21 protein-coding genes are annotated in these 20,706 nt (G+C 71.3%); 14 read left to right on the forward strand and 7 right to left on the reverse strand.

What is annotated here, in order from left to right; all coding sequences use genetic code 11:
* The first annotated feature begins 141 nt into the window (after nucleotides 1-141).
* The 4 genes from CES90_RS38850 to CES90_RS38865 all read left to right on the forward strand — a co-directional run bounded on the left by CES90_RS38850 (nucleotide 142) and on the right by CES90_RS38865 (nucleotide 2,899).
* Nucleotides 142-1,716 (forward strand): phage tail sheath subtilisin-like domain-containing protein, encoded by a 1,575-nt coding sequence (locus tag CES90_RS38850; RefSeq protein WP_189785767.1) that lies wholly within the window; start codon nucleotides 142-144, stop codon nucleotides 1,714-1,716.
* 63 nt (nucleotides 1,717-1,779) lie between these two features.
* Nucleotides 1,780-2,223, forward strand: a complete 444-nt coding sequence (locus CES90_RS38855) for a phage tail protein (protein ID WP_149828890.1) — start codon at nucleotides 1,780-1,782, stop codon at nucleotides 2,221-2,223.
* Nucleotides 2,223-2,744, forward strand: a complete 522-nt coding sequence (locus CES90_RS38860) for a hypothetical protein (RefSeq protein ID WP_189785768.1) — start codon at nucleotides 2,223-2,225, stop codon at nucleotides 2,742-2,744. The genes CES90_RS38855 and CES90_RS38860 overlap by 1 nt, the downstream gene beginning before the upstream one ends.
* On the forward strand, nucleotides 2,741-2,899 hold the full coding sequence (locus tag CES90_RS38865) for a DUF6760 family protein (RefSeq protein ID WP_189785769.1): 159 nt from the start codon (nucleotides 2,741-2,743) through the stop codon (nucleotides 2,897-2,899). The genes CES90_RS38860 and CES90_RS38865 overlap by 4 nt, the downstream gene beginning before the upstream one ends.
* A gap of 285 nt (nucleotides 2,900-3,184) precedes the next feature.
* Here the strand turns inward: CES90_RS38865 and CES90_RS38870 are convergent, their stop codons facing one another.
* Nucleotides 3,185-5,101 carry a hypothetical protein gene (locus CES90_RS38870; protein ID WP_189785770.1) on the reverse strand — a complete coding sequence of 639 codons (1,917 nt, stop codon included), beginning with the start codon at nucleotides 5,099-5,101 and terminating at the stop codon, nucleotides 3,185-3,187.
* Between the two features lie 889 nt (nucleotides 5,102-5,990).
* Here CES90_RS38870 and CES90_RS38875 point away from each other — a divergent pair.
* The 9 genes from CES90_RS38875 to CES90_RS38915 all read left to right on the forward strand — a co-directional run bounded on the left by CES90_RS38875 (nucleotide 5,991) and on the right by CES90_RS38915 (nucleotide 14,887).
* Nucleotides 5,991-6,551 (forward strand): extensin, encoded by a 561-nt coding sequence (locus CES90_RS38875; protein WP_208921538.1) that lies wholly within the window; start codon nucleotides 5,991-5,993, stop codon nucleotides 6,549-6,551.
* 60 nt (nucleotides 6,552-6,611) lie between these two features.
* Nucleotides 6,612-7,037, forward strand: a complete 426-nt coding sequence (locus CES90_RS38880) for a phage tail protein (protein ID WP_189785772.1) — start codon at nucleotides 6,612-6,614, stop codon at nucleotides 7,035-7,037.
* Between the two features lie 16 nt (nucleotides 7,038-7,053).
* Nucleotides 7,054-7,779 carry a CIS tube protein gene (locus tag CES90_RS38885; RefSeq protein WP_189785773.1) on the forward strand — a complete coding sequence of 242 codons (726 nt, stop codon included), beginning with the start codon at nucleotides 7,054-7,056 and terminating at the stop codon, nucleotides 7,777-7,779.
* Nucleotides 7,779-9,680 carry a VgrG-related protein gene (locus CES90_RS38890; protein WP_189785774.1) on the forward strand — a complete coding sequence of 634 codons (1,902 nt, stop codon included), beginning with the start codon at nucleotides 7,779-7,781 and terminating at the stop codon, nucleotides 9,678-9,680. The genes CES90_RS38885 and CES90_RS38890 overlap by 1 nt, the downstream gene beginning before the upstream one ends.
* 67 nt (nucleotides 9,681-9,747) lie before the next feature.
* Nucleotides 9,748-10,191 (forward strand): GPW/gp25 family protein, encoded by a 444-nt coding sequence (locus CES90_RS38895; RefSeq protein WP_189785775.1) that lies wholly within the window; start codon nucleotides 9,748-9,750, stop codon nucleotides 10,189-10,191.
* Nucleotides 10,191-12,149, forward strand: a complete 1,959-nt coding sequence (locus tag CES90_RS38900) for a putative baseplate assembly protein (protein ID WP_189785776.1) — start codon at nucleotides 10,191-10,193, stop codon at nucleotides 12,147-12,149. Before CES90_RS38895 ends, CES90_RS38900 begins: the two co-directional genes overlap by 1 nt.
* 136 nt (nucleotides 12,150-12,285) lie before the next feature.
* A complete protein-coding gene (locus CES90_RS38905) occupies nucleotides 12,286-12,843 on the forward strand; it encodes a phage tail protein (protein WP_189785777.1) in 558 nt (185 codons plus the stop codon).
* A complete protein-coding gene (locus CES90_RS38910; protein ID WP_189785778.1) occupies nucleotides 12,840-14,057 on the forward strand; it encodes an NADase-type glycan-binding domain-containing protein in 1,218 nt (405 codons plus the stop codon). The genes CES90_RS38905 and CES90_RS38910 overlap by 4 nt, the downstream gene beginning before the upstream one ends.
* A gap of 275 nt (nucleotides 14,058-14,332) precedes the next feature.
* Nucleotides 14,333-14,887 (forward strand): glycoside hydrolase family 25 protein, encoded by a 555-nt coding sequence (locus tag CES90_RS38915; protein WP_189785779.1) that lies wholly within the window; start codon nucleotides 14,333-14,335, stop codon nucleotides 14,885-14,887.
* A 317-nt stretch (nucleotides 14,888-15,204) separates the two neighbouring features.
* Here CES90_RS38915 and CES90_RS38920 read toward each other — a convergent pair whose 3' ends face one another.
* The 3 genes from CES90_RS38920 to CES90_RS38930 all read right to left on the reverse strand — a co-directional run bounded on the left by CES90_RS38920 (nucleotide 15,205) and on the right by CES90_RS38930 (nucleotide 17,274).
* Nucleotides 15,205-15,867, reverse strand: coding sequence for an NADPH-dependent F420 reductase (locus CES90_RS38920; RefSeq protein ID WP_189785780.1), 663 nt, complete (start codon nucleotides 15,865-15,867; stop codon nucleotides 15,205-15,207).
* A gap of 175 nt (nucleotides 15,868-16,042) precedes the next feature.
* On the reverse strand, nucleotides 16,043-16,255 hold the full coding sequence (locus tag CES90_RS38925; RefSeq protein ID WP_189785781.1) for an EF-hand domain-containing protein: 213 nt from the start codon (nucleotides 16,253-16,255) through the stop codon (nucleotides 16,043-16,045).
* Between the two features lie 71 nt (nucleotides 16,256-16,326).
* Complete coding sequence (locus tag CES90_RS38930) at nucleotides 16,327-17,274, reverse strand: MerR family transcriptional regulator (protein ID WP_189785782.1); 948 nt, start codon at nucleotides 17,272-17,274, stop codon at nucleotides 16,327-16,329.
* Nucleotides 17,275-17,349: 75 nt separating this feature from the next.
* Here CES90_RS38930 and CES90_RS38935 point away from each other — a divergent pair, with 75 nt between their 5' ends.
* Nucleotides 17,350-18,015, forward strand: coding sequence for a GNAT family N-acetyltransferase (locus CES90_RS38935; RefSeq protein ID WP_189785856.1), 666 nt, complete (start codon nucleotides 17,350-17,352; stop codon nucleotides 18,013-18,015).
* Here the strand turns inward: CES90_RS38935 and CES90_RS38940 are convergent.
* The 3 genes from CES90_RS38940 to CES90_RS38950 all read right to left on the reverse strand — a co-directional run bounded on the left by CES90_RS38940 (nucleotide 17,969) and on the right by CES90_RS38950 (nucleotide 20,642).
* Nucleotides 17,969-18,568, reverse strand: coding sequence for an ADP-ribosyltransferase (locus tag CES90_RS38940; protein ID WP_189785783.1), 600 nt, complete (start codon nucleotides 18,566-18,568; stop codon nucleotides 17,969-17,971). The two genes, CES90_RS38935 and CES90_RS38940, sit on opposite strands and share 47 nt — an antisense overlap.
* A 92-nt stretch (nucleotides 18,569-18,660) precedes the next feature.
* Nucleotides 18,661-19,905 carry a YncE family protein gene (locus tag CES90_RS38945; RefSeq protein ID WP_229914151.1) on the reverse strand — a complete coding sequence of 415 codons (1,245 nt, stop codon included), beginning with the start codon at nucleotides 19,903-19,905 and terminating at the stop codon, nucleotides 18,661-18,663.
* Between the two features lie 128 nt (nucleotides 19,906-20,033).
* On the reverse strand, nucleotides 20,034-20,642 hold the full coding sequence (locus tag CES90_RS38950) for an ATP-binding protein (RefSeq protein WP_189785785.1): 609 nt from the start codon (nucleotides 20,640-20,642) through the stop codon (nucleotides 20,034-20,036).
* Between the last annotated feature and the right edge of the window lie 64 nt (nucleotides 20,643-20,706).

Below are 20,706 nucleotides of genomic sequence, written 5' to 3' on the forward strand. Positions count from 1 at the left end.
ATCGGGAGGCGAGAGAGCCCGGCGGACTGCCCCTGGGGGCAACGGCGATGCCCTCGATCAGGTACCGGAGGACGTTTCAGGCACGCGCTTCGCGCGTGAGGGTGGGAGGCGACCTGTCTCGTACCCCGAGGAGCGCAGAGCATGCCTTCCTACCTGTCGCCCGGCGTCTACGTCGAGGAGGTGGCCAGCGGCTCGCGCCCCATCGAGGGTGTGGGCACGTCCGTGGCGGCCTTCGTCGGCCTGGCCCCGACCGGTCCGCTGAACGAGCCGACCCTGGTGACCAACTGGTCCCAGTACGTCGCGGCCTTCGGCGAGTTCACCGACGGGTACTACCTCGCGCACTCGGTGTACGGGTTCTTCAACAACGGCGGCAGCGCGGCGTACGTCGTACGGGTCGGCGGCACCGACGAGAGTGGGGCCGCAGGCGGACCGGCCGCCGTGACGGGATCGGCCGCGCCGGCGGCGCTGCCGCCGGGCGAGCCCAAGCAGCTGGGCACCTTCAACGTGACCGCGATCGCGGGCGGTTCGCTGAGCGTCGAGGTCGCCGACCCGGAGGGCGAGGGCCCGGCCGAGCGGTTCAAGCTGATCGTCAAGGACGGCGACAAGGCCGTGGAGACGTTCGACGTGACCGCGAAGAAGGGCGGCCGCAACTACGTCGTCACCCAGGTCAAGGAGCGCTCCAAGCTCATCACCGTCACGGAGGCGACGCCCGCCGCGCAGCTCGCGCGCCCCGACAACCAGACCGTGGCGCTGCCGGCCCCCGCCGCTCCCGCCCCCGTCGCCCCCACCGGGACGAGCGAGGCCCACCCCGGTCCGGCCGAGTACCTCGGCGACTCCGCCGACCGCACCGGCTTCGGCGGCCTGGAGGCCGTGGACGAGATCTCGATGGTCGCCGTGCCCGACCTGATGGCCGCCTACCAGCGCGGCGCGATCGACCTGGAGGCCGTCAAGGCCGTCCAGCTGGGCCTGATCGCGCACTGCGAGCTGATGGGCGACCGGGTCGCCGTCATCGACCCGCCGCCCGGTCTCAACGCCCGCCAGATCCGCGTCTGGCGCCAGGAGACCGCCGGCTACGACTCCAAGTACGCGGCCCTCTACTACCCCTGGATCAAGGTCTTCGACCCGGCCTCCGGCCAGTCCAGGGTGATCCCGCCGAGCGGCCACGTCGCCGGCGTCTGGGCCCGCAACGACTTCGAGCGCGGTGTCCACAAGGCGCCCGCCAACGAGGTCGTACGCGGCGCGGTGGACCTCGAACTCCAGATCACCCGGGGCGAGCAGGACCTCCTCAACCCCATCGGCGTCAACTGCATCCGCGCCTTCCCGGGCCGCGGCATCCGCGTCTGGGGCGCCCGCACCATGTCCTCCGACCCGGCCTGGCGCTACCTCAACATCCGCCGGTACTTCAACTACCTGGAGGAGTCGATCCTCATCGGCACCCAGTGGGTGGTGTTCGAGCCGAACGACCACGCGCTGTGGGCCAGGATCCGGCGCAACGTCTCCGCGTTCCTCGTCAACGAGTGGCGGCAGGGCGCCCTCTTCGGCCAGCGGCCCGAGGAGGCGTACTACGTCAAGTGCGACGAGGAGACCAACCCGCCGGAGTCGGTCGACCTCGGCCGGGTCATCTGCGAGATCGGCATCGCCCCGGTGAAGCCCGCCGAGTTCGTGATCTTCCGGCTGGCCCAGTTCTCCAGCGGCAGCGGGGAGCTGGAGGAGTAGCAGTTCCGCGCCCTCTCAGCCCTCGTACGCCATCGCCACAACCCCTAGAAGGACAGAGAACAGATGAGTCTCGCGCCGGGTGACGCCCTTACCTCACATAATTTCGGCCTCCAGATCGACGGTGTGATGGTCGAGTACCTCGCGGAGGTCAGCGGCCTGACCCTCGAACAGGACGTCATCACGTACCAGCAGAACTCCGCACAGGGCCGGCCCGAGGTCAACCTGCTGCCGGGTGTGCAGAAGAACGGGCAGTGCACGGTGGTCCGCGGCATGACCCAGTCGCCCGCGTTCACGACGTGGATCAACGACTCCATCAACGGTCAGATGGGCTCGGCCCGCAAGAACGCATCCATCATCATGATGGATTATCAGAACAATCCGGTGAAGCGGTACAACATGCGCAACGCCTGGTGCAGCAAGATCGACGCGAGCACCCTCAAGGCCGGCGAGGCCTCCGCGCTCACCGAGACCGTGACCATCGTCTTCGAAGAACTGGTCATCGAGTAATGCGGCGTACGGCTGCTCGGGCGGGCGCGAGTGCGGGCGCGGGCGCGATCATGGGCGTAGCGGGTCCGGGGCCGGAGCAGACGGCCCCCGTCCCTTCCCCCGCCCCGGATCCGGCTCCGGCTCCGGCCGCCGCGCCGATGGCGCAGCAGCGGCTGCGGACGGAGTTCCCGTTCGAGCTGCCGCGCGGCTACGTCGACGAGGCGGGGAACGTCCACCGGGAGGGCGTGATGCGTCTCGCCACCGCCCGGGACGAGTTGATCCCGCTCCGCGACGTCCGCGTCCAGGAGAACCCGGCGTATCTGTCGGTCGTGCTGCTGGGGCGGGTCATCACCCGCCTCGGCAACCTGCCGATGGTCCACGACGGGATCGTGGAGAACATGTTCGCCTCCGACCTCGCGTTCCTGCAGGACTTCTACCGCCAGGTCAACGCCGAGGGTCACACCCGTGCCGCTGTGGAGTGCCCGCACTGCTCCGAGCCCTTCGAGGTCGAACTCGGCGGGAGCCGCCTGGGGGAATCGTGACGTACGCGACCGACCGGCTGCACGAGGAGATCGCGTACGTCGCCTACCACTTCCACTGGAGCCTGGAGGAGATCCTCGACCTCGAACACCACGACCGCCGCCGCTACACCGAACAGATCGCGTCCCTCGTGACCCGGTCCGGGCCGGAGGCCTGACATGGGTTTCTTCAACCGCCTACGCGGCGCCGGCCCGGCCGGACGCCGGGGTGCGGACGACGGGGGTGCCGGGGCCGGTTCGGGCGCCGGAGCCGACTCCAGAGCTGAGGCAGGCTCGGATGCCAGGGCCGGTTCGGGCGCCGGGGTGGGCTCAGGTGCAGGCGGTGGCTCGGGTACGGCTGCCGGGGCCGTGGCGGCTTCCGCTGCCGGAGATTCCCAGGTGAGCGGGGCCCTCTCCGGCGGCCGGGGGGCTTCGGTCGGTGGCTGGGAGGGGCTCGCTCCGATTCAGCGGGCCCTGGACGGGCGGGCCGTTGTCGCGGACGCCGGGTTCAGTGGGCGGTTGGCCACCTGGCAGAACCCGTCCTTCACCGGAACCCTGTCCCACGCCGTGCTGCCGGGAGCGCCGGGCGGGCTGGTCAAGGACGTCCTCACCACGTCGACGACACCCGTCTCCGGCCTCGAACTCCCCGCGCGCACCCTCCCGGTGGCGAGCGACGACTTCGAGACCCCGGCCGCGGGCATGCACGGCGACGCGCTGCCGGTCCAGCGCGCCCCGTACCAGGTCACCGGCTCCCGCCCGACCGGCCCCCGACTGACTCCCGTACCACCGCGCGCCCCTCGTCCGACCCCCCTGACCAGGGCACCTGCCGCACCTGCCGTGCAGCGCCGAACGCTGCCGACGGCGAGTCCGCAGGCTTCCGCGGTCACTGGGGTGTCGGGGCAGGCGGCAGCGGGCGGTACGACGTCCGGCGGCAGGACACCGGGCGGTGCGGCATCAGGCGGTACGACGTCCGGCGGCATGGCACCGGGCGGTGCGGCATCAGGCGGTATGGCATCCAGCAGCACGGCGTCGGGCGGCACAGCGTCCAGCAGCACAGCATCGGGCAGCACAGCATCGGGCAGCACAGCATCCAGCAGCACAGCGTCGGGCAGCACGACGTCCGGCAGCACGGCGTGGGGCGGCACGACGTCCGGCAGCACGGCGTGGGGCGGCACGGCACGAGGGAGTGAGGTGTCCGGCGGTACGGCGTCGAGTGGTGTCGCGCCGGGGCGGACGGCGTCGGCGGGCTCGGCCGATGCCAGGGCGAGTTCGGCCGGCACGAGTCCGTCCAGCGGCGGCTCTGCCGACCCGCGCGGGGCGGCGCCCCGCGCGGGGGCGGCCAGCCGTACCGACGCCTCGGGGAACGGCGCCCCAGTCACGGGGAACAACCCGGTGGGCGCCTCGTCCGCTTCCGGCAGCCCCCGGCCGAGCGGCTCCGGCGGCCTGGCCTCCGGCAGTCGTATGCGCACCGCACCCGGCGGTACGGCGGCCGGCGTGAGCCGCGCGGGGACCGACGTCCAACGGGCGGCGACCGACCGTAGCCGAGCGGCAGCCGGCCCCGCCGGAACCGCGACCGGCCCGGAGAGCGGCCCCCTCGCGCCCAGCCTGGCGGAGACCGACGTCCAACGCGCGACAACACCGGGACCTGATCCTGCGGCGGCCGACCGCGCCGACCCGGCGACGGGGCCAAGCGGCGCGGTCACGGCTCCTGAGAACATCCCTGTCGCCCCCAGCCGGGCAGAGATCAGCGTCCGACGAGCGGCGACGAAAGGACCCGGCCGTACGGCCTCCGCCTCCGCCTCCGCCCGAACAACGGCCGCGCCCAACGGCCCGGTCACGAATCCCGACGGCACCCCCGTCGCCCCCGGCCGAACCGACGTCGGTGTCCAACGAGCGACGACCGGACCCGGCCGTACGGCGACCACCCCCGACGCGACCGCTGTCGGCGCCACCGGAACATCGACCGGTCGACACAGGGCTGAGGACGCCCCCGACAGCGCGCCGATCACCCCGAACAACGCGACAGGCCACGTCCGACCGACGACGGTCGAGCGTGGCCCCACGACGGCTGATGCCGCCGACCCGACGACGGGCCCCGGTTCAACACCGGGTCGCCCTGCGGCGAGGCCGACGAGACCGACCAGCCCGGACAACTCGGCACTCGGCATCCAGCGGGCAACGGCCAACCCCGGCAGCACACCGACCAGCACCACGGGCTCCGGCTCCCGCAGGACGGTGAGTGCCCCCGTTCCTACGGTGACCGGCACCACCGGCACCACCGGCGGAACGGTCGACGTCCAGCGGGCGGCGGCCGGTCCCGGCCGTACGGCAGCCGCGCCCTCCGTAACGCCGGTCGGTCCGTCCGGAACGCCGACCGGCACCGGTGGGCCGGCGGACAGTCACGGCATACCGGCAACCGGTCCAGGCGCGGCGACAGGCGGCCGCGCTACGACGGCACCCAGTGGCGCACCAACCGGCACCGGTGATGCGGTGGTTGGCATCCAACGAGCTACCACGGACCCCAGCAACGCACCGACCCACGCCGTCGGCACAGCCACCAACACCGGCGGAACAGGCAGCGCCAACACCGGCATCGGTAATCCCCCAACCCCCGCCATCCCGACCACGACCGCCGCCGAGAGCTCACCTGTCGCCCGGCCGATTCAGGCTGCCCCCAACACCCCCGTCACCACACCGCCCCTGCCCAGCACAGCCCCCGTGCAGCGAAGCACCTCCCGCAACCCGAGGCGCCTGGGCCTCGGCGCGCCGACCTCGGGAAACGTGCCGCCCACCGGTGCCGCGGCGACACGCCCAACCCCGGCGGCTCCACCCACCGCCTCGCCTCCCTCCACCGAGCCGACCGGCCGGGCGACCACCCCATCGCACCACCCGGCTCCCACGGCTCCCACGGCTCCCACGGCTCCCACGGCTCCCACGGCTCCCACGGCTCCCACGGCTCCCACGGCACAACGCGCCACCACCCCACGTCAGCGCCCCCTTCTCGGCGCCCCCCTCTCCACCCCGCCCCAGGACGCGAAGCCCCTCTCCGGCAAAACCGCTCCCGGCACGTCGAGCCCCGCCGTACTCCCTCCCGTACCGCGAGCGACAACACCGCACCAGGGAACGGCGAAGCCTGCCCCCGGTCCGGCCGCCCTTCAGCCCCCCACAACTCCCGCACCCGCAACCACACCGGCCGTCCCCCTGACACCCCCGACCGTACAGCGAGCCACGCCCTCCCCCTCCGCGCCCGCACCCATCACCAAGGCGGCGGTGCGCCCACTGACCCCGACCCGCGCCCTCACCTCGGCCCTCCCCACCACCACCCGACGTGAGGCACCCCCAGCGGCCGTCCCTCTGCGCCGCCCCTCACCAACGGCCGCCCCGCACGCCGTACAACGCATCGCGGCCGCCAAACCCACGCAACCGCAGAACCCACCCTCGACCCCATCCCCCGTCACAAAAGTCGCCCACCGCCGACTCCCCAACACCCCCAAACCACCACCCACCACCCCCCAGGCACCCCCAGTCACCCCCGCATCCGCATCCGCTCCCACACCCACACCCATCCAGCGAGCCCCGGCACCCCCCCTCCGGCCCGCCCCCACCCCCACGCCCAAAGGCCCCACCCCCACCCCCACCACCCCCACCACGACGACCACGACGACCACGACCACCCCGCCCCCCGACCCGCAGTTCGACCCCCGATCCCTCACCGACTTCCAGCTCGACGAACTGACACACAAGCTCATCGGCCGCGTCACCCGCCTCGTCCGCACCGAACTACGTCTCGACCGCGAACGAATCGGCAAACTCCGCGACCCCCGCCACTGACACCCGGTCCCAGCAGGGGACCACCCCGCACCACCCCCGTCCGCAGAAAGGCCCTCCCCGATGCCCCGCGATCTCGACCCGGGCTCCACCATCTTCTTCACGCTGACGATCGACGGCGAGAGCCTCGGTTACTTCAACGGGTGTGAAGGGCTGTCGTCGACGGTGGAGATCGAGCACCGCCAGGAGGGCGGGAACAACGGGTTCGTCTGGCAGCTCCCGTCGCGTGTGACGTTCTCGAACATCCGGCTGACGAGGCCGCTGACGCCGGACACGGCGAAGGTCGCGGCGTGGATCTCCTCCGTGGCGACGGGCGTGAAGCGGCCGACGGCCCAGATCGCGGCGCTTCGCGCGGACGGCTCGGAGGTGGCGCACTGGGGGCTGATCGACGTGCTGCCGGTGAGCTGGCAGGGGCCGTCCCTGGACCCGGAGAACCCGGGCGTGGCGACGGAGGTCCTGGAGATCACGCACCACGGGTTCACGGACTGAGGAGCGGGGACAGGACATGGCGAAGGGAAGCAGGGGCGGCGCGGGCAAGAGTCTCGTGCGGGCCACGCTGGCCATTCACGAGCCGCCGGTCGGGACGAGCACGACGCCGGGCGGGCTGATGAAGACGTTCAACTTCGAGTTCAATCCGAGCCAGTTGACGCTGAGCCGGCGCGCCCAGTGGAAGACCACGACCAGCGCGGCCGTACGCGACGGCGCGCTGCCGGAGTTCATGGGGCCCGAGCCGCGGGAGATGAACGTCGAGATCTTCCTCGACTCCTCCGACAAGCCGAGCGGCACCACGGTGCTGAAGAAGGTGGAGTCCCTGTTGTCGTGCTGTGAGGTGACGGCCAAGAGCCTCGCCGCGAAGCAGCCGTCGCCGCCCTGGGTGGTGTTCCAGTGGGGGTCGTTCTCGACGGCCCGTTTCACGGCGTACGTCAGCTCCGTGGACGTCACGTACTCGCTGTTCGGGACGACGGGTGTGCCGATCCGGGCCACCTGTCGGATGACGCTGCACGAGATCCCGAGCACGACCAAGGGGCAGAACCCGACGTCGGGCGCGCTCACGGCGCGGAGTGTGCACCGGGTCGTCGCGGGCGACTCGCTGCAGTCGCTGGCGTGGCGGGAGTACGGGAACGCGGCCGCGTGGCGGGCGATCGCGGAGGCCAACGGCATCGACGACCCCACGCGGCTGCCCACCGGCATCGAACTCGTCCTCCCGGCGGCCGAGGAGGTGGGCCACTGATGGTGAAGCCGTCCTTCTCCAACGTCATCCATGTCACCCTCGACGGCGCGAAACTGCCGACCGAGTACGCCGATCTGCTGGTCGGCGGCTGGGTCGATCTCGGGGCCGGGGTGCCGGGCGCGTTCCGGCTCACCTTCCGGGACCCGCACGGGCTGCTGCTCGGCAAACTGAACGTCAGGTTCGGCACCAAGGTCGTCATCGCCCCCGTCGCCGACGGGCAGGGCGTCGGCTCCCCGCTGCTCACCGGCGAGGTCACCGGCATGGAGACCGACTACGACGGCACCGGCACCTTCACCGTCGTGCGGGGCTACGACCCGGGGCACCGGCTGATGCGGGTGCGCAGGGTGGCGGCGTACCGCAATCAGACGGCCGCCGACATCGCCCGCAAGCTGGCCTCGATGAACGGCATCCCGGTCGGACAGGTGCAGTCCACCAAGACGGTCTACGACTTCATCTCCCAGTCCAATGTGACGGACTGGGACTTCCTGGCGCGGCTCGCCGACGAGAACGAGATGGTGATGTCGCTGGACGCCGAGGGGAAGTTCCAGTTCGTCAAGCCGAAGCCGGCGTCCGGCGCGCCCCCGACGAGCACCCCCGGCGAGAAGAGCCCCTTCGTGCTCCAGGCCGGTGTCGACATTCTGCGCTGCCGGGCCGCCGTCACCGCCGCCGACCAGGTGGGCAAGGTCGAGGCGCGCGGCTGGAACGTCACGACGAAGAAGAAGCTCACCGCGACGACCCCGGCGAACGCCAACCCCGGTATCTCCATCGGGACCACCCCGCAGAAGGCGGCGGGCGCGTTCAAGGCCGCCAAGCTGGTCGAGACGGACACCCCGTACGACCTCCAGAGCGAGGTCACACACGCCGCCGGCTCCCTCGCCGACGACATCACCTCCGCCTTCGCCGAGCTGGAGGTGACGGTGCGCGGTAATCCCAAGCTGCGCCCCGGTGTGCCGGTGACGCTCACCGAGGTGGGCGCCCCGTTCGAGGGCAAGTACACCTGCACCTCCGTACGGCACGTCTTCGGCGACGGCAGCCACTACGAGACCTGGGTGAACGTCACCGGCCGGCAGTGGCGCTCCCTGTTCGGGCTGACGTCGGGTGGCGGTACGGCGGCCCCCCGGCTGCCCAGTGTGGCCAACGCCCTCGTCACCGACGTACAGGATCCGCTGAAGCAGGGCCGGGTGAAGCTCCAGTTCCCGTGGCTGGACGACACGTACGTCAGCGACTGGACCCGGACGGTGCAGATGGGAGGCAAGGGCGGCGGCGGCATCTTCCCGCTGGACGTCGGCGACGAGGTGCTCGTCGCCTTCGACCGGGGCGCCCTCGACCATCCGTTCGTCATCGGCGGCCTCTACAACGGCGTCGACAAGCCGACCGTCGTGAAGGACGTGTGGCTGCACGACCCGGTCAAGAAGAAGGCGATCCGGCACACCCTGTCCGACCGGGAGGGCAACCGCGTCGACCTGCTCAGCCAGCAGACCGGACTGCGCAAACAGGGCGTACGGCTCGCCACCGGCAACGACAGGCTGATCATCAACCTGGACCGTACGAAGACCGAGATCACCATCGACAGCAAGGGCGCCGTCAGTATCACCGGCGGCACCTCGGTGTCCGTACAGGCCGGTACGGATCTGACGCTGAGCGCGCGGCGGGCCGTGACCATCAGGAGCGGCGGCCCGCTCAACCTCCAGGGGCAGGGGCTGGTCAGCCTCAGATCGCTCGCCGGCGTCGTCAACGTGAGCGCGATGGGCGCGCTCAACCTCAGCGCGTCGGGCGCGGCCACGCTCAACGCGGCCGGGACCGTGCAGATCAACGCCGTGGGCAATCTGGGCCTCAAGGCCGTCAAGGTCGACATCTTCGGCGGGTTCTTCGTCAACACGGTCAAGTATCCGTTCGGGTGACGGCCGAGAGCCCACCAGCTACTGCCCATCAGCTACTCACGTACTTCAGGAAGGAGGGCGGCCCACGATGGCCGAGCAGTTCGTCGGGTCCGGTTGGGCGTTCCCGCTGCGGATCGGGCCGACCGGGGGCATCGCCCTGGTCAGTGGAGAGCGCGAGATCGAGGAGGCGATCCGGCTGATCCTGGCCACCGCGCCGGGCGAGCGGCCGATGCGCCCCGAGTTCGGCTGCGCCATCCACGATCTGGTGTTCGCGCCGGTCAACGAGGCCACCGCGGGCCGTATCCAGCACGAGGTGTACACGAGCCTCGACCGCTGGGAACCGCGGATCGAGGTGAGCGACGTCGAGGTGACCGCGGGCGCCGATCAGGGCGTCCTCTTCATCGACGTCCGCTACGCGATCCGCGGCACCAACAACCCGCGCAGCCTGGTCTTCCCGTTCTACGTCATCCCGTCCCACGACGATCCGGACTCCCCGGACTCCACGGGTACGGCTTCCGAAAGCGACCGCTGATGGCCCTGCCCTCCCCGAACCTCGACGACCGCCGCTTCCAGCAGTTCGTCGACGACGCCAAGCGCTACATCCAGCAGCGCGCCCCGGAGTGGACCGACCACAACGTCTCCGACCCGGGCGTCACGCTCGTCGAGACGGTCGCGCACATGGCGGACCAGATCGTCTACCGCCTCAACCGGGTCCCCGAGAAGAACCACCTGGCCTTCCTGGACCTGGTCGGCATCACCCTGTTCCCGCCCTCGGCCGCGCGCACGGACGTCACGTTCTGGCTCTCCGCGCCGCAGGAGGAGCCGATCCTGCTCCCCGTCGGCACGGAGGTCGCGACCGTGCGCACGGAGAGCGAGGAGGCGGTCGTCTTCGCCACGGAGCGCGAACTGACCGTCGTCCCCTGCGAGTTGCGGAACCTGGTGGTGCAGCTCAGCGGTGAGCCGGTCAGCGACCGGACCACCGACCTCGCCGAGGGCAAGGACCTGATGTGCTTCGCGGAGGCCCCGCGGCCCGGCGACTGCATGCTGTTCGGTCTGAGCGTGGCCGTACCGCACTGCGCGGTCGCGCTGGAGCTGGACAGCCGGGTCGACGGCGTCGGCGTGGACCCGCGGCAGCCGCCGCTGGTCTGGGAGGCGTGGACCGAGGACGGCTGGACCACGTGCGAGGTCGACCGCGACGGCACCGGTGGCCTCAACCGCCCCGGCGAGGTGATCCTGCACGTCCCCGGCGGCCACACCCTCTCCCGCACCGGCGGCCAGGAGGCCGGCTGGCTCCGCTGCCGGGTCACCGAACCCCTCGCCGGCCAGCCCTTCTACACCACCTCGCCGACCGTCCGCGCCGCCGAGGCCTTCACCATCGGCGGCACCACCGGTGTCGTACACGCCGAGACCGTGTACGACGAGGCGCTCGGCGAGTCCACGGGCCTGCCCGGTCAGCGCCTGCGTCTGGCCCACTTCCCGGTCGTGGGCGACACCCCTCCCGTGCTGCTCCAGACCGCCGAGCACGACGGCTGGGCCGACTGGGAGGTCGTGCCCAATTTCGCCGCGTCCGCCCCGTACGACCGGCACATCACCCTCGACGCCGCCACCGGCGAGATCGCCTTCGGCCCGGCGGTACGGGAACCGGACGGCACCCTGCGCCAGTACGGGGCCGTAGCCCCGAAGGGCGCCGTCATCCGCGCCCGCCGCTACCGCACCGGCGGCGGCCGGGCCGGCAACGTGGCCCGGGGCGCCGTACAGGTCCTGCGCACATCCGTCCCGTACGTCTCCGAGGTCGTCAACCGCGAGGCCGCGCGCGGCGGCGTCGACGCCGAGACCGTGGAGGAGGCGAAGGTCCGGGCACCCATCACCCTGCGGGCCCAGGAGCGTGCGGTGACCCTGCGCGACTACGAGGAACTCGCCCGCCGCGCCGCCCCCGAGACGGCCCGCATCACCTGCCTGGAGGGCGACGAGGGCGAGCACGGGGCGTACGCGGTGCGGGTGTTGGTGGTCCCCCAGGCCGTACCCGACCCCGGCGGCCGCCTCCGCTTCGAGCAACTGGTGCCCGGCGACGCCCTGCTGCACCGCATTACCCGCCACCTCGACGAACGCCGCCTGATCGGCACCCGGCTGGCCGTCGGCCCGCCCTTCTACCAGGGCGTCACCGTCGTCGCCACCCTGCACGCCTTCCGCGGCGTCGACACCGACCGGGTCCGCCGCCAGGCCCACGACGCCCTCTACCGCCACCTCGACCCGCTGACGGGCGGCGCCGACGGCCGAGGCTGGCCCTTCGGCCGCCCTGTCCAGTCCGGTGAGGTCTTCGCCGTCCTCCAACGCGTCCCCGGCGTGGAGTTGGTGGACGAGGTCCAACTCCACCCGGCGGACCCCCTGACGGGCAAACGGGGCGAGGCGACCAACCGCATCGACCTCGCCCCTCCGTCCCTGGTCTTCTCCTTCGACCACAGGGTGCGAGTGATCGGGGACAAACAGTGAGGCCCGCTGTTCCCGCTGTTCCCGCTGTGGGCAATCGTTCCGCAGGGCGGAACGGGTGGGCACAGCCTGCAGCGCCGGGCGCCTGTGAAGCACCGGCCTCCCAAGGCCACCGGCCAGACATGCCGCGAGGCCGTCGATGAGAGGCTCCATAGACGGCCTCGGCTCCTCCGCCCCCATAGGCCACATGCTCCCCGCCGTATTCGCCGACGACGACCTCGCCCAACGCTTCGTCGGAGGCCTGGACGACATACTCGCGCCCATCCTCTCCGTCCTCGACTGCCTGGACTCCTACTTCACCCCGTCCCTCGCCCCCGTCGACTTCACCCAGTGGCTCGCCGGCTGGGTCGGCGCCGAAACCGACGGCACGGAACCGGAGGCCCGCCTGCGCGCCGCCGTCGCCGCCGCAGCGCACCTGCACCGTGTACGGGGCACCCGGCGCGGCCTGTCCGAGGCCGTACGCCTGGTGTTCGGCGTGACCCCGGAGATCACCGAGAGCGGCGCCGCCTCCTGGGACGCCCGCCCTCTCGGCCCGGTCCCCGGCGAACACCGCCCCCGCCTCCACGTCGCCCTGCGCCTGCCCGACCCCACCCCCGCGGACGAACACCGCCTGGACACCCTCGTGGCCGCCGCCCGCCCCGCCCACATGCCCTACACGGTCCAGGTGACCGCCGCCGAAAGGATCCCCGAGCAATGACCAGCCAGACCCCCGAAACCGGCCGGGCCGAGAGCTGCGCCGAATGCGGAACCCGCGGGGAGCCCGGCCAGTCCTTCTGCGACGCCTGCGGCGCGGTACTCGGCTGGTCCGGAACCCCCGTCGCCGACCCCTCCGCCCCAGAGCCCGCCACAGCAGCCCGCCCGGACACGGATACGGATACGGACACGGCACCCACAACAGCACCCGCGACCACAGCCGCGGCCCCCACCGCCGCCGCACCCCCGTCCCCCCACCACGAGACCGAGGACGAGGCCCCCACCAACCCCCTGCCGGCAGCCGCCCCCACCCCCGTCCCGGACCCCGCCGACCGGGCCAGGTCCCTCCTCGTCCCCGTCGCCGACCCCGAACCCCGCACCGCCCCGGAGCCGGCCGTCGCGCCCGTGCTGCCGGGCCGCCCCGAGGTGCAGCGGCCCCAAGTCCGTACCCCTGGCCCGGAGTTCGGCACGGAGGGCGGCGTGCCCTGCCCATGGTGTGGCACACCCACCCGGCCGGACCGGCACTTCTGCGCGCGTTGCGCCATGCCGATGGCCGGCCGCGCGGAGGCACCGGGACGGCTGCCGTGGTGGCGCCGGATGCTGAACGGCCGCAACACGGAGACCCCGTGGGCGGGCGATCGCCCCCGCCTGCGCCGCGGCTTCGGCCGGATCCTGAACTGGGTGGTCGGCGCCCTCGTGATCGCCCTGATCGTCACCCTCGCCTTCTACGCCGACGACGGCTACCAGGCGACCCGCGACCACTTCGCCAAGCGCGCCCCGGTCGCCCCGGACACCTTCAAGGCGTCCCGCTCGTACCCCGCCCACGACGCGAAGCTCGCCTTCGACAAGCGCAGCAACACGTGGTGGGGCCCGGGCGTCACGCAGTCCGGCGAAGGCGAGTGGCTGGAGGCCCGGTTCGACCAGCCGACAAGGCTGCTGGACGTGATCATCACGCCCGGCGTCTCGACCAAGGTGGACCAACTCACCGAGTCGGCCCTCCCGCACCGCATCGAGGCGAGGATCACCGCCGCCGACGGCTCCACCTCCACCAAGATCATCACCCTCGACCAGGGCGCCGGCGGTCAGCGCCGCAAGTTCCGCGTCGGCGACGTCACCGCCGTCCGCTTCATCCTCCGCTCCGCATACGGCGCCGACGCCAAGAAGCAGGTGGCCATCGCCGAAATCGAGTTCTTCGGCCGCTCGAACAGCAACACCTAGAACCGGCCTGCGGCATCCGCCCGTCCCTCCTCATGACGAGTCCAACTCCCTTCCAGGGTGGGCATTGGGAACGTGCGAGGGACGGGTGGGACTGTGGCAGGAAGGCCGGACGGCACCGCTGTCGTGGCAGCGGCCCGCGCGGGCCACCCCCCTCTCCGTGGCGGACGCGAAGTACACATACGTCACCCCCACCGCCCGCCCACGTGGTCCGCCGATCCGGCGTCACCATCACCGCCCCCGCCCTCCGTCTGCCCCCCCACGCTCCCGGAGACCTCATGCTGCGCGGCATAGACGTCAGCTCCTACCAGTCCTCCTCCTACGACACCACCGGCCTCTCCTTCGTCTTCATCAAGGCCACGGAGGGCCGCACCTACACCAACCCCAAACTCACCGCCCAGACCAAGACCGCCCGCGACGTCGGCCTGGTCGTCGGCTTCTACCACTTCCTGTGGCCCGGGAACCTGACCGCCCAGGCCGAGCACTTCGTCGCCAAGGCCCCGGAGAAGGCGGGCGACATCCTCGCCGTCGACTGGGAGACGACCGGCGAGGGCACCCACGCCACCAACGCCGAGAAAGACCGCTTCATCCGCAAGGTCAAGGAATTGCGCCCGAAGCACCGGGTGATCCTCTACTGCAACCGCAACTACTGGCTGACCATCGACTCCACGTCCTACGCGGGAGACGGCCTGTGGATAGCCGACTACGTCACCGCCGGCAAGCCCCGCATCAAGGCCAGGTGGCGCTTCCACCAGTACACGGACAACCCGATCGACAAGAACGCGGCGGACTTCACCAGCAAGGCCGCGCTCAAGTCGTGGGCCGGGTCCTGAAGGGTCACCGCACGTGAGAATAGATCAACGCCGCGGCGTCGCGCTCCGCCCTGCACGAGGACGCCACGTCGACCCGCTGACCGGCATGCCCGCGCGACGGATGGGCCAGCCTCCCCACCGAGTTCGCGTACGTGACGTCCCTGCTCCTCGATGATCTGCGGGCTGTCCCAGATTCGGAGAACAATGGGCGTCGGCCCCACGCGGCCTCGTCACCCTCTTCAACGTGGAGCACCCTCCGGGCACCGAACTCAGCCGAGCGGCACTGCTGCACGCCCGCCTGGCGTCGGAGTGACGGGGCCGCGGGTTTCCTGGCCGCCCTAGCCCCGGAACTCCGGCTTGCGCTCCGGTGAGGCCTCGGCCAGGGCCTTGGTCACGGCCTCGACGCCGCCCCGGAGGCCGTAGACGGGGGTGTCGGGCTGCTGGCGCCAGGAGTCGTCGAGGCCGCCGGCGTCAACGGTGTCGAAGCCGAGTTCGTCGATGAGGGAGCGGATCTTCGACTTGGCCGCCTCGTCGTCGCCGGCGACCGGGAGAGCGATGCGGTCGGGGTCGTCGGCGGGGCGGGGGCGGTCGAGGATGTCCTGAGCGTAGGTGCCGTTGAAGGCCTTGATGACAGGATGGCCCAAGTGACGTTCGGTCCAGCGGCTCTCGGTGAGGCCGTCGTCCTCGATGGCGGCGATCCTGCCGTCGCGCTGCCGGGGGTAGTAGTTGCCGGTGTCGATGACGGCGACGCCGTCCGCCGCCTCGTCGAACAGGCCGGACGGCAGGTCCGGGACTGCCTTCAGGGGGATCGTGACCACCACGACCTCCGCGCCACGCGCCGCGTCCTCGACCGGGACCGGGGTCGCGCCCGTCTCCTCGGCCAGCGCGGTGAGTGTGTGCGGGCCTCGGGAGTTGGCGACCGAGACGTCATGACCGAGGGCGGTGAGCCGCCGGGTGAGGTTGCCGCCGATGTTGCCCGCGCCGATGATGCCGATCTTCATTTCAGGCCGTCCTTCGCCATTGCGGAGTTCCAGGGGTTCACTCGCACTACAGGTGCATGCACATGCATGCACCTGTCCGCCTCACCCTCGGATTCCCGTCCCCTATTCCGGCCCTCACATGCCGAAAGGGGCGCCCCCCGCCTCGCGCGGTGGGGGCGCCCCTGTCACCTGCGGCTCACTTGCTCAGGTGGGCCCAGAACTCGTCGAACGACAGGAGCTTGTCGCCGTTGAGGTCGCGGATGCGGATGATGACCTCCGCCACAGACTCGGTGACGTTCCAGTCGCCCTCCTGGGCCAGGGCGGTCTTGAACTCGGCGGCGGTGATGAACCCGTCACCGTCCGCGTCGATCCGCTGGAACTCCTTGCGCGCTGTCTCGATGTCCGCCACCGATCCGCCCCTTCTTGGTGCCCTGCCTCTTCCAGGCAGTCCTGCCGACAGTCCTACTGACGCAGGTCAGATTAACCGGCCACACGAGCGCCCAGTGCGGCGACCACCCACGCGAACTCCTCGGTGTGCGCCGAGAGCGGCTCCACGCCCCGCACCCGCGAGGCCAGTTCCCGGAACCGGGCCAGCTCGGCGTGGGCCGCCGACGTGACGCGTTCCAGCAGGTCGGCCCGGTCGGCGTCGCCGAGCAGCCCGGTCAGGATCTCCTCAGCGGCGGGCGAGGCGGGGTCGACGCCCTCCCGCAGCGCCTCCCCCGCGAGCTGCACCAGGCGGCTCATGAACCACAGGGAGGTGCCCGCCGCCACGTCCGGCCCCCGGTCCGCCGCGTTGAACTCGACCGTCCTGCGCATCCGCGCCCGGAACCCGGGGTCCTGGATCAGCTCGGCCAACTCCACCCACGCGTCCACCTGCTCCGGCGTGGGGTCCTCCGGCAGATCGGCCATGCTGAACCGCAGCCGGGTCCGGATGTCGGGGTCGGCGGTGTCCAGGCCCCCGAAGGTCTCTTCCATGAAGTCGTCGATGATCCGCCCTCGTTCGGCGGCGGACAGTCGCGCCAGCTTGTTCATCAGCGTCATCTCCTCCGCGGTCGAGCCGCGTCGTGCCACGGTCGACAACACCGCCCTCGTCACCTTCAGGGCCCGGATCCGCGCGTCCAGCGCCACCACATGCGCGGCCGCCACTTCCGCGACAGTCGTCTCACCCGCGAGCACCCGGCGTACCTGGTCCAGGCCGAGGCCCAGCTCCCGCAGGGTGCGGATGAGTTCGAGCCGGGCCACGGACTCGGCGTCGTACAGCCGGTAGCCGCCCGCGCTGCGGGTGACGGGGTGCAGGACGCCCTCGTCGGACCAGTAGCGGATGGTACGGGCGGACAGACCGGAGCCACGGGCGAGCTGCCCGATAGTGAAAAGGCCGGTGCCGTTCTTCGGGGGGTCTGGGGGGTGCCCCCTCAGAGAACTCAGCATGTCTGCGAGTCTGGGCCTTCCAGTGGGTGGAGACTCAAGGGGAGAACTCCCCAAGTACGGTGGAGGAGTTCGATGATGGAGACCTTGCGGGACATTCTGGACGCGGCGGCCCGGGGTGTCTTCCCGCCGGCGGACGGCGGTACGACCGTGGTCCCCCAGCACTGCCACCGCGACGCCGGGGTCCTCGCGTTCACCGCGCACTCCATCGTCTTCACGGACGAGGATCCGGACTGGGTGTACGACACCCTGCGCGCCGTCGACTGCGACGCGCTGGCCGCGACCATGAACCCGCGGTTCCTGGCCGCGTTCATGGAGCGGACGGGGCGCGGGACCGAGACGATCGACACGATGCTGGTCGGCTCCCCGCTGCCGGGAGGGCCGCCGCTGCCGCTGAAGGAGATCGAGGACGCCGGCCATCCCCGCGTCGTGTACGCCCGCGGACGCCGCGACGAGGTGCGCGCGTGGACCACGGAGGGCGGGGTGCTCGTGACGGGGCGTGGGATCGGTGGACGCCTGGAGGTCTCGGTCGAGGTCGATGACGACGTACGGCACCGGGGGCTGGGGCGGCTGCTCGTGACCGCCGCCCGGCATCTCGTCACGGAGCCGCTGTGGGCGCAGGTGGCGCCGGGGAACGCCCGCAGTACGCGGGCGTTCCAGGCGGCGGGTTATCTGCCGGTGGGGGCGGAGGCGCTACTCAGTGCCAGGCCTCGTAGTGCGGGTTGCTCTGGCAGCCGCTCATGATCTCGACCTTGGTCGCCTTGTTCACCGGGCAGACGCCGATGATGTACTTCCGGTGGATGCCGCCGGGGAAGGCGACCTCGACCTGTTCGGCCCACTTGTGGGTGTCGCCGATGGTCTTGTTGACGTCGATGCCGCCGGGGGCGTCGATGTAGTAGTTGTAGCCGGACTTCCACCACGTCTTGTACAGGTCGTGGTCGTACGTCGTGGAGACGTACGGGGAGGGCTGGTTGACCAGGACGTACTTCTCGATGTCGTACTGGCCGTTGATGACGTCCTTCGGGAGGAACCCCTCGTTGAAGACGATCTCCGGGCCGCGGCCGTCGGCGCGGTAGAGCGTGCCGCAGGTCTTGCGCCAGACCGGGTCGGGGGTGATGCGGTCCACGTCGACGCGGCGGTCGGCGGCGGCCTTGACGGGATCGTCGAACCGGGGGCAGGCGGGCGCCGCCGCTCTGGCGGTCGGCTGTGCCGGAACGGTCGCGGCGGAGGTCGCGAGGACGGCGGACAGGGAGAGGGCGACGGCGACGGCCCGGCGCCGCAGACGAGTTGTGATCATGAAGAGCACGATCTCGGTGGCGTGCGACCGGGCCGGGGACCGTCACCCGTACGACGGCGTGTCACCCATGTGGCTTTACGTCGGCGGACACGTCAGCGGAAGATGCCCGTGTGGCCGAGCGAGTAGCGGCCGGGCTGCGGGTACACCGCGAGGCCGTGCGGGCCGCTGCCGACGGGGATGCGGGCGAGCTGCTCCCCGCTGCGGGTGTCGATGGCGTACACCTCGGAGTCGTACCGGCCGGAGAGCCACAGGACCTTGCCGTCGGCGGAGACGCCGCCCATGTCGGGGCTGCCGCCGTCGGGGAGGTGCCACTTCTTGGTGAGCTTGTTCTTGGTGAAGTCGAAGACGGAGACGGAGCCCTCGCCCCGGTTGGAGACGTACATCTCGCGGGAGTCGCGGCCGACGTACAGGCCGTGGGCGCCCTTGCCGGTGGGCAGCAGCGTCGGTGTGTCGAACTTGTCGCCGTCGAGGACCCACATGCCGTCGGCCATCATGTCGGCGATGTAGAACCGCTTGCCGTCCGGCGAGATCTTCACGTCCTGCGGCATGGCTCCGTCGAAGGGCAGTTTCTGCTGCCCGACGACCTTCATCTTCTCCGTGTCGACCTTGAGCAACTCGCCGCTGAACTCGCACGACACGATGAAGTACCTGCCGTCGAGGGAGAAGTCGGCGTGGTTGACGCCGTAGCAGGTGACCGGCTCGGTCCTGACGCGCTTCATGGTGTGCGGGTCGCGGAAGACGAGTTCGCGGTCGAGGGAGGCCATGACCACGGCGTACTTGCCGTTCGGGGTGAAGTACAGGTTGTACGGGTCGTGCACCTCGACCGGCTTGCCCGCCTTCCCCGTCCTCGGGTCGATGGGGGTGAGGGTGTGGCCGCGGTTGTTGTTGACCCACAGGGTCTTCAGGTCCCAGGAGGGCACGACGTGCTGGGGCTGGCGGCCCACCGGGATGGTCTCGATGATCTCGTACGTCTTCGGGTCGATGACGGAGACGGTGTCGGACTCGGTGTTGGGGACGTAGACCCGGGACGGGAAGTCCTTGACGACCGGGGAGAGCTTGCCCGGCCGGTCGGCGGCGTAGACGTCCTTGGGATCGAGCACGGGCGGCATGCCGTGCAGGCCCTGCACCGCCGGCCGCTGCTTCTTCTTCCGCTCGGCGGCTTCGGCGGCCTCCGCGGCCTTCACCGCGGCCTGGGAGGCTCGGGTCCGCTCGGCCTGTTCCTTGGCCTCGGTGCCGCAGGCCGCCACGGCGGAGAGGAGGGCGGCCGCGAGGAGGGCACGCCGCACGAGGACGCGCTGCCCGGGGGCGCGCGGGATGAGGAGAGAGGGCGTCGTCACGCGCACCATTTATAGAGAGGCTTGCCGGAAAACCTGGCGATTGGCCCGATTGACGGAGGGGCGCGCGAAGAGACCGAGTGCGAACCGGTGACGTACGACGAACCGATGACGTACGGCCAACCGGCGGCCTACCGGTCCGCGACCCTCATCTCGAACCACGTCGTCTTCCCGCGCGGTAACAGATCGACGCCCCACCGGTCCGACAGCTTGTCCACGAGGAACAGCCCCCGCCCGCTGATGTCCATCTCCTGCACCGGTATCAGACAGGGCAGCCCACGCGAGGGATCCCGCACCTCGACCCGGATCCACCCCCGCCGCCGCTTCATCCGCAGTCCGAACACCCTCGCCCCGGTGTGCCGTACGGCGTTGCCGACGAGCTCGGAGACGAGTAACACCGTGTCCTCGGCGAGCTTGGGCGACAGCCCCCAGTGGCGGAGTACGACGACCTGGGCGAGACGCCGGGCGGTGGCCGCGGACTCGGGGCGGGACGGCAGCGGGACCTCCGCCTCCGTGGGGTTGCCGAACAACTCCAGTGCCTTCAGCGCCCGTTCGTCCTCGATCGCAGGCGACCAACGCGCCGCGGTCGCACTCGCGTGCCGCCGCGGCTGTTCGATACCCTCCAGCCCCGCCATGCCCCCATCATGGCCGCCCGGAGCGCGGTTCGGGGCCGTTCCGCAGGAATACAACCCCCGGAACCAACCATTCCGGGGGTTTCGCATGACATATGCCGGAGGCATTCCACACCCCGCGACAACATACCTGAGCTGCGCGAACCAGCTGAACTCGGGTCGACGGAACGAG

The sequence above is a fragment of the Streptomyces capitiformicae genome (assembly GCF_002214185.1).
Classification (GTDB): domain Bacteria; phylum Actinomycetota; class Actinomycetes; order Streptomycetales; family Streptomycetaceae; genus Streptomyces; species Streptomyces capitiformicae.